We start from the raw sequence: 13,833 nt of genomic DNA on the forward strand, positions 1-13,833 counted from the left end.
AATTTGAATTTCTATTTTATAATAATAGCAATATCATATTTTAAGCTGATATTACTATTATCAAATACAATCAAAATCTTAATAATATATAATTACTCTTCATCATCATGACAATCATTTTTCTTGTTTTTTATATTCACATCAGCTGTATTATTAATTGCAAAATTTAAATTTATTAAATCTTCTTTTCTAAAGATTTTCGGAACTATATTCCAAACATTTTTACCGTTAGTAACGAATGCCAAATTAAATTCCGGAACTTTATTATTATTCGTATCAATTTGATATTCCACAGAAAATCCGTCTTTTTTCTTACCAACAATATTATATATACGTGGCTCCTTCAACCCTTGATCACAAGCTTGATATATATAAATTTTGTTTTTTAAAATTTTAATTGTACTTTCACTACAATAACATCCACCTGTTTCTAATTCTTTCACAATACCATTTGTGTACTTAAATGGTTTTATTAGATTCCCCTCTAAACTAACAAAGTCCAAATATGAATTTCTCAAATCTTTTATTTTAGAATTATTAAAATCACTTAAACATTTATAGTTTTCACTACTTGCTTCTTTCTCATTAAACTTACATTTTAAATTTCTATCTTTCAACCAAGAACGTTGAGTATCTACCAGATACTTAACTTCATTTTTATTATCACTGATATAGCCTTTTATATCTGAATACATTCTATTCAGATCATACTCACTATTAATATATATTGTTTTCTTGTCTAACCGTTGTGGTTTATAATCTGCAGCATTTGAGCAGATACTCAAACTAGAGATTAATAAAATATTCGAAAATTTAGTGAAACTATTTCTCACTATACACACCTTTAATAAAAAATATTAAGACAAATTTCTGTTTTTATAGTTTTTATCTAATCCTAAAAAAACATAACACCTAAGTTATTTATTTAAATAAAATATATTAGGTTTAAAAATGTAAGACTTAATATTCTTACATTTTTATTCAAAAAAAACTAAATCAGTTTACCTGCTTAAAATATACTTTTTCCCCTTCGGAACATACTCCATAAAAAACCCCATAAGATTCATTCTTTACAGAGGGATTATTCAAATAACTATTACAATCCAATACTAAATCTCCAGCTTTTTTCTTAAAAAATATTTTTTGCTTTTGATAATATGGAGCACCCGTATAATTATCAGCTAAATAATAGACTCCCGATTTAAAATTCTTTGATTCAGCCTATTTAGTTGCATATCCATTTTTTATAAAATCAATCCCTCCCAAGGCGAGGTTAACTTTATCAATATTTAAACTCAACTCACTACTATTATTTTTATCCGCTTTAGCTTCTGCCCATCCAATTTGAACATCTTCACTATAAACATTTTTATAATATAAGGTAAAATTACCATTATTATCTTTTATATAAAATTCATCATATGCAGGATCAAGTCTTTTAAAGAGATAATTATCCATCTTTTTTGTAGGTGTAAAATTCTTACACTTTCCTAACTTTTCACAGATTTGATATGAAAAATAAAGTTTTGTGTTACTTGATTTAGGCTGATCAGCTTCAGTTGTACATGCATACGTTAAACTAATTAAAAATACAAGAAATAATCTGCTCATCATTGCATAGTCTCTATGTGCATAGCACCTTCACCAGCTACATCTGCTAAAATAAAATATATTGAAGCATTTGATACTTAATTTTGAACATCAACTGTTTTACGTAATTTAATATCAAATATTTTAGTTAAATATAATTAATAGTAATACATACCATCTTACACCTAATCTTATTCCCTAAATAAGATTAGGTGTAAATAATATTATTCTCATATCAAGTACTTAGTCTCTCTAATTTATAAAAGTAAAAAAACTTACCACTCTTGCTATAAAGTTAAAGAGTTAATATAGTAAAAAACAACCTTGGTTATAACTCTGGAATTTCTTTAAAATAAATTTTTTCCTTATCAGAACAAACGCTATAGAACATGCCTGAATAATTATTCTTCGGATCTAAATCTTTCATATAACTTTTACAATCAAGTAAAAGCTGCTTATTTTTCTTTATAAAAGTTAATTTTTGATATTGTTTGAAAGAGTAACCATCATAGAAGTCATTAATTATATACATATCTTTTCTATAGTTTCTCGAGGGAACATAATTAGAGTTATCACCACTACCTATAGAATTATAGTTTCCTAAAGTTTGAAATATCTTATTAGTTTCCATAACTAGATTATTTTCATTATTTGTAACTATTTTCATTTGTGCCCACCCCATTTCAACACCTTCTGAAAAGATATTTTTATATATAACATAATATTTATTATCTTTTATTTTTATATAAAATTCATCTACTGGAGGCTTATAAGCAAACAATGCATAGCTGTTTTGATTTTTTGTATAATTAAATTCATTACAAATGTTTTTTAAAGTGCATTTTTTATATGAATAATAAATTGTATTAGCTGTATTAGCTGTATTAGCTGTATTAGCTGTATTAGCTGTATTAGCTGTATTAGCTGTATTAGCTGTATTAGCTGTATTAGCTGTATTAGCTGTATTAGCTGTATTGAAACATCCAGAAATTAATAAAACTAGTATTAATAATAAAGTATTTTTCATTGGGTTATCTCTATATGCATTGCACCTTCTCCAGGTTCATCCCCAGAAATAAAGCCACTAATGATACCATTAAGCTTAGCATCCTTACAGGCTTGCTTAAATTTTTTCCCTTGTGCATTCAAGTGACTATTAGTACCAAAACCATTACTATTTAATCCTATATCTACTACATTAACCTTGTTATATTGTTCAGTACTGACACAATGTTTGGAAACTTTTTTATTTTGTTTTTGTAATTCAATAATTTTCTCTACCATTTTACTAATAGTTTGTTCCTTCCTCATATTCTTGGCTTTACATTCATCTCTGACTCTTTTTACTTCTTCTCCCGGCGCAGTATACCTAATATTCTGACTATACATTGCATTAGCTTGGGATTCAGCTGTTCGAATTGTGCTTGTTATATATATTTTATTCATTCCCGCTTCTTTAGCTAAAAATGCTAATATTTTTTTGGTTTTTTCAGAAACAATATTTCGTCTCCACTCTTCATTCACGCCGCTAAATAGAACACTTACTCCTTCAACCTTAGCTACTTCTGCTTTTTGAATTTTCAAATTAATCGTTGCCATACTATTTTCAATTTTTCCATCAAAAATAATTTTCTCTTTATTGGATTCCAAAACTATAATTCTAATAGATTCATTTATTACCCCTTTATGAATTTTTTTACCCAGCCCATTTGCACCACTGACATGACTACGTTTTGTTCCTTTATACTCAACAATATAACTACCACCATTAAATAATTGATTAGTTTTAACGTCATAAGTTAAAACTGTAAATTCAACTTCTCTACTATCATTGACCACCATTTTGGGATGACCATCTTTACTTACCGCAGTGTTTTCATCTCTTTTAGGAGTAGAGTCATGAGTTTCAACTGGCTTATCAACTGGTTGTTTATGTTTTGATGAAGGAACTTGTCGTTTAGATTGAGCTATTTCTACAACTTTAGTCCCTGTCTTTATATTTTTTGATGCTTGCTCTATTGCTGACGAGTCAACGTCGATAACACGAAGCGATTTATTTTTATCAACTTTGATAGTCAATAAGTTCCGTTCATCTCTTAATTTATAATTCAGCTCGAATCCTGGCATTGCACTAACAGTTATCTTTCCATTACCATCAGTCTTTTTTTGCTTTATCTGATTTCTATATTTTTGAATTAAATTCAAATTTGTTATAGGTTTTTTCGTATCTTTATGTCTAAAAAGAATATTAAAAGTATGTAAATTAAGCTTTATCGTCTTTTCGCCCATACCTTCGTGTGCTGTAAAACGAATAATTTCTTGTTTTGAGTCTAGCCCACTAATTAAAAATGTAATCTCCTCGCCACTTAATGCTTTTAAGCTATTTTCAATACCATTAGCACCTACCCTATGCTTCTTTTCTGCATTTTTATATTTTAGAAAATAAGAAAAATTTGGAATCGGTTTATTTTCACTGTCTATGACTTTAATACTAAAATTAACATTTTTTTGCTGATCATTACTTTTACTTACTTTCGCGTTTTGCTCAACACTTGCTTTATTTTCTAATTTCACAGGCTCCGGTTTCTGCGAAGGAGTCGGTTGTTGGGTATGGATATCTGTTTGGGATTTGATTCCGCTTATACCATTTGCAACCACCAAAACTGCAGAATGATTTTTACCATCAGCAATTAATAGTACTGGCTTTTGATTATTATCAACAACAGGTTTTCCATCAACGGTAATCCTTGCTCCCCATCCTCCTTTCACTAAAATAGATCTAATTTTTCCTTGACTATTTGTCAATAAATTACTAAGAGTTGGCACTACTTTTGTTTTTTTGTAACCAACACTTACTCTAGAGTTAACTAATGGGCTAGCACTTTTATCTACAAATTGCAGGTAAAACCGTGATGTACCTTTGTATCTATGCCAACTCATATCATCATTTTCAGTACCTTTTACTTCAACTTTTTCTGTTTCAGAGTTTACAAATGCTGGTGGATACTTATAAATTTTTGGCTTATCTTTATGTAGTTGTGCTTGTGCTTTTGGGCTCCAATATAGCACGATGCCATTTGTAAAATCCTCTTCTTGTCTATTATAAATTGGTGACACTAAATCAATAATATGCTGAGTAGATTTAGAAATTTTATTAGATTTCATTTCCAACCTAACTTGTCGAACAGCATCAGTTTCATCTGTTAAAGCATCAAAATCATTTTTTAAATATCCCATTATACTTGTGTGTTGAGCCCATTCACCAAAACCTATTCTGTTCATTATACAATGTGCAACGGCTCTCTTTGAAATATCTCCACAAATACCCGCTTCGCCTTTTATAGTTGCGATAAAATCAATAAATTCTTCAGAATAACTCATCGTTATTCTCCACATGGATTAGCTATTTTTTTATTAGCTAATATGGTTGATTCATTATTTGCTATTAAATTTAAACTACCATCAGGTAAAAAAGAACTCATATTTTTAAAATAACTGTAATAATCAAACCTTTGAATCAAACTATTAAATTCTTTAGTTTTTAAATTGACAATTTTTCTAGCCTTATTTGTAAACAATTTTCTTGCATAAATGATTTTCTTTTCACTATCACTTTCAATCAAACAATTATTTTTATTATCAATGGCAATAAATTCGTCTGTGGAATCCTCTTTATTTTGACTATAGAAAAGCGTAACTGAACATGGAGACCCACAAGATGTTTTTACTTTATATAAGTTTTGATTTATTTTTGAAATATTTAAAAGTTTGACACCTTTTATAACTATTTCATTCTGAGCATTTACAGTTCTCACAATATCACAACTAGAATTATATTCATCCTTACATTTCGCCGAAACTTCAAACGTATCGCCATTTGCATAAAGATTAAAACTAAAAATAATTGTGCTCAATAGAAAAATTGATATAAAAGTCTTTTTCATATTCAATCGTGAAACTTGCGTTGTTTTTCGTTTAAATATTTCAATCATGTTCATGCTCTTCTCCACACCCACAACCATCAATCTCTTCATCGTCTAGTAATTCAGCTTCCTGTTCAGGAATTAGCTCTTTAATTTCTGTTAAATAAGCTCCCGGTATTAAAGCGAGTTCTACATTATCAACAGAATCACTATAAACTCTCGCGCTACTTTCTTGCTCAAACTCATATACAGCTTCAATTTTCTTAGAGTGATTAATCAATTTATACTTCATATTTTTTAATATATTAGTATCAAATATTTGATTTAAATCAAACCTCATACTGTACATCCCAGTTGCCGGCATTTTTGGCAACTCAGCATTTACTGTTGCTCCTCCCGTAAATAAATGCTGCCCAGCTTTACTTTCAAACTTACCGCCTGTGGTTGAAAATACGCCATTAGCATTAATTTTGAGCTGTGAACCACCTGCTGTTAATACAATTTCTTTTGGACTCGTAAGCTCGATTTTTTCTTCAGTAGAAATGAGCTTGATGACCTTCTTGGCAATTGCTTCAATAGCATCATCTTGTGCTTGCAGTTCGAGCTTTCCTTTTGCTGCATAAGCACGCAAACCCTTTTGAGCGGCAAACAAACTGATTTTGTCTTGTGCATGCCCAACGATATTTTTCTGTGCACTTAAGTTAATTGAGCCACTAGCACTTTCTGCGATATCTTGCGAAGCTTGCAAAATAATATTTTCAGGTGTCGTCAAGGCAATCCCATTTGGCGATGCTAATAACATCAGCGCTTGTCTAAAAATTTTGCCTTGTTCTTGCTGTTTAATATCGGAACTACTTTCTAAACCTTGGGTATAACCTTCCATAAAGCCTTGCAAAGAACTTAATGCTTTAGAAGGTGATACGTTCAATTTACTGCCTTTACTAAACGTTCCACATACACTCATCATGTCAAAGTCTTTAGTCTCGACATTCGCTAAGACTTTTCCGACCTCTTGAATACTTTCAAATGGATTTTTATGAATGCGGTCTTTAATACTGGCAAGTTTACCTTTAACGATGTCCGCACCATGTTCTTCAACATTTTCGATAAATGCTTTTAAATTTTCTACCGCATCTTTGGCATCACTAAAGAAAGAATTAAATTCGTCTACAACGCCTTTTGCATTTCCCCCTAGCGCACCAATATCTTGAATAAAGCCGCCACAGTCTTTTAATGCATGAATAGGATCGTTATTAATCCCTTCTTTAAATAGATTCACCGTACTATCTAATGCCTGTCCTGTAGTTTTTAGCTCAAGTGACTGGATAAATTTGGGTAAACGATTAATCACGTTCAAAGCATCAGTTTGTTGCTTGGCTGCAACTTCACTGAGCATTTTCATGCTTTCATAACCTTGTGAAAGTAAGGATTGTGCTTGTGCGGCCTCTAGATGGTCTGCAATAGCTTGCTCTTGTGCATAGGTACTGATGAGCATGCCTTTACCTGCACGCACAGCTCCCCAAGCATCTGTTCTTAGCTCAAAGCCTTCACCACGACCCTGACTCGTCGCTTGTTCTTTCGGATGGCTTAAATTACCCAAATTCAGCTGTGTCGCTGCATGGCTACTTTGTAATTGGGTACTAATTTGCCCCGTTGTGTCATCAAAGCGTAATTGATTAAAGCCACTACCACTGATTTCCTGACTGCGAATTCCGCTCAGTTTTTTAGTATCAGGAAGCTGCCCTTTCACATCGAACTTGGTTGGTGAGCGCTGCGCTTCATGGATGCGCCCAGTCACAAATGGACGGTCAATATTGCCATCAAAGAAGTCAATGACAACCACCTCACCAATACGTGGCAAGAAACGTGCTCCATAGCCCTCGCCTGCCCAAGGGGTCAGTACATCCACCCAAGCCGAGTCCGTATCGTTATCATTGCTACCTGCACCACCGTCATGGCCATGATCATCACTACGGGTAAATAGAAAACGTACCTTAATACGTCCCCACTCATCGACATGAATGGTTTCTCCCTCTGGCCCCACAACTTTCGCTCTTTGTGGGTAAGCAATTGGGCGATGCTGTTCTGGATTATATTCAGGTGCCGTCTTGATCTGACGGCGTATTAGGGTCAGCTCATTGCCTTGGCGCTCAATATCATCATAACCATGTTTATCCCAACGACTTTGGGTTAACAACTGGCTCACTTGCTGATGTAAATCTTTTGGTAAGTTATTTTGGTTATAGAAGTTTTTAGCAATAATCAGGAACTCTTGATCTGCTCCTTCATGCTGATCAATTTCAGGATGCTCCTGTAAATTAAACCAATAGCCGACTTGACTATCACGGACGCTACTATAAGCCTTAAAATATTTGGCTCGACTCGCGTACATATCCGTAAATTGCTGATTCAATTTCTCTAGCTGATTACTACTTGAAGCAGTGGCCTGATCTTCCCCTTTCAAATCTTGCATCCAAGCTGGACTCATATGCCATGCTTGTTCAAGACTCAAACTCGCTGAATCAAATTGCTCTGAATGTAGGTGTGTAGTGATAACTGAACCTACACCTTCTTCATGTGCTAGAGCATCAGGTTGCCAACGCTGCACATGTACAGCAGTCGGCTGTAAAGACCGCACTGCAACAAAACCTGTAATACTATCTTGATATTCTGTTGCACTACTTCTGTGATAGCGAATACTACGGCGTGCTAAAGCTTGGTACTGGCTATTGTCATCAATGAGTCTTAGTTTTTGAGGTTGTATAGGTGCAGTAAAATGAGGAACAAAAAGTTCGGCTTCGTCAATTAGCCAGCTAACGCCTTCACTTCGCCACAAGCGTGTAAGAAAGTCATAGTCAGACTCATTGTGCTGCATGATAAATGGGCGAATATCATAACTCTGGCTTAACCCACTAAGATCGAGACTTAAACTTGTCGCAAATAGCTGACTTTTTTCTTGCCACTCTTTAAATAAAACTTCCGTGACTTCAATAATGCTTTTATTCATAAAAACACGGCTATTACGGCGCTTGTGCCATAAGTTTGTCGCGTCTTTTAATGTCAATTTATAAAGCGTTAAAGCACCGTCACTCTGGCCATAACTCGCTTCTGTCACAATTCCTGTAGTTCGAAATAATTGTCCAGAATCAGTGACCTGATCAACGGCAACTTGCACACCTATAAACTGCTTCAATGCAATTTGGGCACTCGTTGAAAGGCAGATCAACTCAGCGTCCAATCCCCCATTTAGCTGATGTTGGCCTTCTATACGTTGTAAAAAAACTTGGCTATTGAGTAGTTCATTAGAAAATTGCACATGGACGGCACGTTTCTGCGCACTTAACCCTATTTTTTCCAAAACATTAAAGATATTAAAAAGCATTTTTTTATAATCATAAGGATATATAAACGGCTGCACTTTATAAAAAACAGAACTATCTGTCTACATGATTATGCTTTTTTTTAATTCGTTTTTTTATATTTTGACCTATTCCCAAGCAATAAAAAGCCCAACATAGTGTTGGGCTTTTTTAAAGAGCTTTAAGCTCTTTTTTTGGTTGTCTTAAATACTGGATAAAAACGGAATAACTGCCATAAACAGACCAGTAATAGTAAGAGGAAGTAGACCAATGACCAAACTGGTAAAGATTGACCTAAAAAGGTCCAATCAATTGCTGCACACTCACCTGAACCCGACAATACTTCTTGTAAAACCGTTTTCATTGGTAAGGCATCAATTAAATAATTTAAACCTGGGCCACAGCTTGGTACTTGATCTGGTGGTAAATGTTGCAACCAGACATGACGTCCTGCCACACCCACTGACCATAAAATTGCAATGCCTGCTAAAAATGCATAAAAACGTTTAACCGCATTGGAAACTGGGTTATGCAAAAAGGCTATGAGTGCTACAAGGCCCATCGCCATTAAGCCAACACGTTGAAAAATACAGAGCGGACATGGCTCTAAACCTTTTACATGTTCCAGATACAACGCAAAAGACATGCCGACTATACTTGCTAAAACAAGTAGTCCACTCACCAAACGGTAACTTAATCGCATGTAAAACCTCGTTTTATTATCGATATTGTTCAAGATATTGATCAAAACTGATCTTGGTATCTTGCTCAAGTTTTTCTTGCTGCTGTAAAGATTGCGCAGCCAACTGTTCAAAATGTTTCAAGGTTTCCACACTAAGCTCATGCTGTTCATAACTTTCAGCATGTAACTGAGCCATGTGGCTACCAAAACTCCAAGTTCCACCATGCTTTAACGTATCGTCAATGACATGGGCAGATAAAGTTTCATCAACTTCATCAATTCGTGCTTGCATGACCGCCAAAGCTGAACCATACAAGTCCGTTGCATAGGTCTGATCGAGTAACTGTGCACAATCTTGCATTTTTGCAATATATAAACGTGCCCAATCTTCGATGTGATACGACCCAGTTAAATCTGTAATGGTTGCGTTTGGCGCTCGACCTCGGTTGACCACCTCTGTCTGATTTTTCTCAACCAAGTCTTGTTCAGGACATAACAAGTCTGGGCTATCACTTAACAGACAATAAAGTGCTAACACTTCAAGAAAGCCTGCTGTCGTTTCATCAACACCAATTGCCGAGTATGGATTTACATCTACTGCACGTAACTCAACATAACCGACGCCTCGATTTTTTAAAGCTTGAGACGGTGTTTCACCTGCTTGAGGCACCTGTTTTGGACGTACTAGACTGTAATATTCATTCTCAATCTGCAAAACATGATCATTAATTTGCATCGGCTCACCAGATTCATCATTTAACCCTAAACGGCTAAATGGTGGGTAAGGAGAATGAACGGCTTTTTGTAAACCATCCAGATAGCCAGACAAATTGTTGTAATGAATACCTAAGCTTTTTTGTGCTGAGTTTTGATAGCCTAATCGTCCCATACGGAGTGCTGTAGCATACGGTAAATAGTATGAACCTTTGATTAAAGGCAACAAATGATGTTTGTGTCCAGTCAAGAAACAACGACATACTGTTGGACTCGCGCCCACCAAGAACATGACCAATGGTGTTAAACGAATAAAATTACGAATAAGGCCAAAATAACGATGGCTACGGTAATCCTGCAAACTTAATGATTTTAATTGTTCGTCAGTTTCATGAGCTTGCAGCTCAGCAAAAAGTGTATCTGGGAAAGATAGGTTGTAATGCACCCCTGAAATGGTTTGCATACGACGACCATATCGAATTCCTAACCCACGGCGATATAGTGTTTTAAAACGACCAATATTAGAGGTGCCGTACTGCGCTAGACGAATCCGTTCTTCATTGTCGTCTAACATACATGGCATAGACAGCGGCCAGAGTTTTTCACCATTTTCTAAATGACGATGCACAACCGCATGAATATCGGTGAGCTCATGCAAAGCTTCTTCAATGGTTGGCTTAGGTGAGGTAATAAACTCCATCAACGATTCTGAATAATCAGTCGTAATTTTTGGATGTGTTAAAGCCGAACCTAATGCCTTCGGATGTAACTCTTGTGATAAGAACCCATTACTTTGCATACGTAGGCTTTCACGCTCTATTCCACGTAACATGCCTTGTAGTAGCGACGAATCCACCCAAGCAGGAATAACTGATTGAGATGGTGTAGTGGGTTGACTCATGCATTTGCTCGCTTATTAAAGATCACTATATACAAAATCGTGAGATGATACGGTTACTTATATAATCACATCATTCCAGTTTGGCAATTTTTATCACAATCTTGTTATTTAAGACACGAAAGAATTGTGATTTTATTGAAGAATAATTGCTAAAGAGTTGTCAATATCATGAACGAACAAGACATTTTAAACTTCTGGTTTTCTCCTGAACACCGTTCACTTTGGTTTGCAAAAAGTGATGATTTTGACAAAAAAATCCGTGAAAATTTTTCTGATGTTCATCGACAGGCAACTCAAGCAGAACTCTGGTCTTGGCGAAAAACAGCAGAAGGTCGTTTGGCAGAGATTATTGTACTAGACCAGTTTTCTCGCAACATCTATCGTGATCAGCCCCAATCTTTTGCCTATGACAGCTTGGCATTAGCTTTGGCACAAGAAGCAATTAGTTTGCAACTCGATGCACAGCTTAATCCAGAGCAACGCTCTTTTTTATATATGCCGTTTATGCATAGTGAATCAAAATTGATTCATGAGTTTGCCTTGAAACTATTTCAACGTCTTGGCAATGAAATTAACTTGAGCTTTGAGAAAAAGCATAAAGTCATTATTGATCGCTTTGGACGCTATCCTCATCGCAATACCATTCTCGGGCGTGTTTCTACTCCAGAGGAAACCGAATTTTTATTAGAACCGAACAGTAGTTTTTAAAGCTTCTTAATTTTTAATGCTGAGTCATCTTTGTTTTAATGCTCAGCTGGGAGTTCACCATGAAATATCTCTCTCTTTGTTTAGCCTTAGGCACTGCCTTAACCTTAACTGCTTGTGCAACGACTCCAAGTAAACCAAAAACCTTTGATCAACTTGGCCAGTTTTCCGCATACCCTTTAAATGCGCAAACATTTCGTATTAGTTTTCAAGCCGATCCGAATATGAGTTACGGTGCAGCTGAAGAAATCACTTTGGTAAAATCAGCGCAAACGACCGTACAAAAAGGTTTCCGCTTTTTTAAAGTACTGAATGACCCAAGTAACCAAAGTCAGAAACCACCACGTCAGGCTGTGGTTTATCCATCTGCTCCAAGCTTTTATCCTTATGGCTATGGTCGTCGCTATCCGGGTTTCTGGCATGATCCGTTCTATGATTTCCCACAAGTGGTCAATATCGACCCTGTTCAAGTGTCGTATACTATTGAATGTTATCGGGATCAAAAGCAGGCTCCTCAAGACGCTTTTGATGCAACCTTGATCTTGAAATCAATCGGACAAAAATATGGATTGAGTCCGACAGGAGCGCTGTTGCCACCACCCGAGCCTCCAGTAAAACAAAAATGAATAGGATAAATTTATGAGCATGGCAGAAGAAGTTCACCACGTGCCCAGTCTTAAACGTAGTAAATATTTTGCTACCCTAGCGCTGATCATCGTCGTTGTGCTGTGGATTGCACTGATGGTAGCCGACCGTTTTCTGCCAGAGTACACAGGTTTTATTCATATTTTGATGCTAGGGGCCGAAGCAGGTGTAGTTGGTGGTCTAGCCGATTGGTACGCGATTACAGTTCTGTTTAGGAACCCTTTTGGTAAGTTACCAATTCCTAAGTTTTTACGGGACCATACCGAGATTATTCCGCGTAACAAAGCACGCATTGCCGAATCAATGGGCCGTTTTGTACAGGAAAATTTTCTTTCGCCTCAAGTGGTCGAAAAAAGCCTAGAAAAAACAGACTTAAGCCTCGCAATCGGTCAATGGTTGGCAAGTCCACAAAATAATACGCAAGTGGTACAACTCATTCAGCAAACTGTACCGAAAATTTTTGAATTTGTGAGCCAAGAGCAAATTGCTAATTTCGTGCAAAACAACAGTGTGCAATGGGTACGTAATACCCAAGTCAACAAACTCGCCAGTGAAATGCTACGTGCAGTATTGGAAAATGATTTCCACCAAGACGTTTTACAGCGTGGTCTCGATATTGCCCATGAGTGGGTCGTACAAAACCCGGATAAAACCCGTGAATTAACCCAAAAAATGTTTAAAGCACTGGGCGTCTGGTCACTTGCAAGAGGCGCAAGCTGGATTGGAATTGATGTTCAACAACGTACCATCGACTCATTGGTTGAAAAAGTAGAATCAATGCTGGCCGACCATGAACACCCATGGCGACAAGAAATTGAAACGATTGCACATTCACTCATGCTGGAACTAGCGAAACCCGATAGTGTTGCCAGTCAACGCCTTAACAGCGGTAAAGATGCGCTCCTTGATAGTCCTCAAGTTCTAAATTTTATTAGTGGTGCTTTTACCATTTTGTGTGATGCCATTAAAGAAGATTTAATGAAAGAAGACTCTGGTATTGCAATGAACCTGCGAGCTGCGATTCAGCAGTTGGGTGAAAATCTCGTTCAAAATGTAAAAGTACGTGAAGTTCTCAACAAAGAAATGACAGGACTTGCCATGAATTTTACGGATCAATATAGCCATAAAATCATACGCTATGTGAGTGAACGCATTCATGAATGGGATTCACGTGAAATGATCGGGAAAATTGAAAATGAAGTCGGTGGCGACTTGCATATGATCCGAGTAAATGGTGTTGTAGTGGGTGCATTTATTGGTTTGACACTCGGTGTAATTCGGGCAGTGATTGAATCAATTTTATAACTTTAAATA

Annotated in this window: 10 protein-coding genes and 1 pseudogene; 3 read left to right on the forward strand and 8 right to left on the reverse strand. The window is 35.7% G+C overall.

Annotation, left to right across the window (positions count from 1 at the left end; genetic code table 11):
* Positions 1-92: 92 nt before the first annotated feature.
* The 8 genes and pseudogenes from J580_RS16850 to gshA form a co-directional block, all read right to left on the reverse strand.
* A complete protein-coding gene (locus J580_RS16850; protein ID WP_032005015.1) occupies positions 93-833 on the reverse strand; it encodes a lysozyme inhibitor LprI family protein in 741 nt (246 codons plus the stop codon).
* A gap of 163 nt (positions 834-996) precedes the next feature.
* Positions 997-1,614: pseudogene (locus J580_RS23940) on the reverse strand (hypothetical protein).
* 304 nt (positions 1,615-1,918) lie between these two features.
* On the reverse strand, positions 1,919-2,617 hold the full coding sequence (locus J580_RS16855; protein ID WP_032005016.1) for a hypothetical protein: 699 nt from the start codon (positions 2,615-2,617) through the stop codon (positions 1,919-1,921).
* On the reverse strand, positions 2,614-4,971 hold the full coding sequence (locus tag J580_RS16860; protein WP_032005017.1) for a hypothetical protein: 2,358 nt from the start codon (positions 4,969-4,971) through the stop codon (positions 2,614-2,616). Before J580_RS16860 ends, J580_RS16855 begins: the two co-directional genes overlap by 4 nt.
* 2 nt (positions 4,972-4,973) lie before the next feature.
* Positions 4,974-5,588 carry a hypothetical protein gene (locus J580_RS16865; RefSeq protein WP_004965018.1) on the reverse strand — a complete coding sequence of 205 codons (615 nt, stop codon included), beginning with the start codon at positions 5,586-5,588 and terminating at the stop codon, positions 4,974-4,976.
* Complete coding sequence (locus J580_RS16870; RefSeq protein WP_032005018.1) at positions 5,575-8,895, reverse strand: type VI secretion system Vgr family protein; 3,321 nt, start codon at positions 8,893-8,895, stop codon at positions 5,575-5,577. Before J580_RS16870 ends, J580_RS16865 begins: the two co-directional genes overlap by 14 nt.
* Before the next feature lie 158 nt (positions 8,896-9,053).
* Entirely contained in the window at positions 9,054-9,575 is a 522-nt protein-coding gene (locus J580_RS16875) for a disulfide bond formation protein B (RefSeq protein ID WP_002121896.1), read from the reverse strand.
* Positions 9,576-9,591: 16 nt separating this feature from the next.
* Complete coding sequence (gene gshA / locus J580_RS16880; RefSeq protein WP_032005019.1) at positions 9,592-11,169, reverse strand: glutamate--cysteine ligase; 1,578 nt, start codon at positions 11,167-11,169, stop codon at positions 9,592-9,594.
* A 168-nt stretch (positions 11,170-11,337) separates the two neighbouring features.
* On the opposite strand from gshA, the gene J580_RS16885 reads away from it, so the two are divergent.
* From J580_RS16885 to J580_RS16895, 3 genes are read left to right on the forward strand one after another with little or no spacing between them, the layout of a single operon-like run.
* Positions 11,338-11,877: a DUF924 family protein gene (locus J580_RS16885; protein WP_002121850.1), complete on the forward strand. Its 540-nt coding sequence runs from the start codon at positions 11,338-11,340 to the stop codon at positions 11,875-11,877.
* Between the two features lie 59 nt (positions 11,878-11,936).
* Entirely contained in the window at positions 11,937-12,500 is a 564-nt protein-coding gene (locus J580_RS16890; RefSeq protein WP_002122008.1) for a CC0125/CC1285 family lipoprotein, read from the forward strand.
* Positions 12,501-12,513: 13 nt separating this feature from the next.
* Positions 12,514-13,824: a DUF445 domain-containing protein gene (locus J580_RS16895; RefSeq protein WP_032005020.1), complete on the forward strand. Its 1,311-nt coding sequence runs from the start codon at positions 12,514-12,516 to the stop codon at positions 13,822-13,824.
* The last annotated feature ends 9 nt before the right edge of the window (positions 13,825-13,833 follow it).

This window comes from Acinetobacter sp. 1542444 (genome assembly GCF_000581835.1).
In the GTDB taxonomy this organism is placed as follows: domain Bacteria; phylum Pseudomonadota; class Gammaproteobacteria; order Pseudomonadales; family Moraxellaceae; genus Acinetobacter; species Acinetobacter pittii.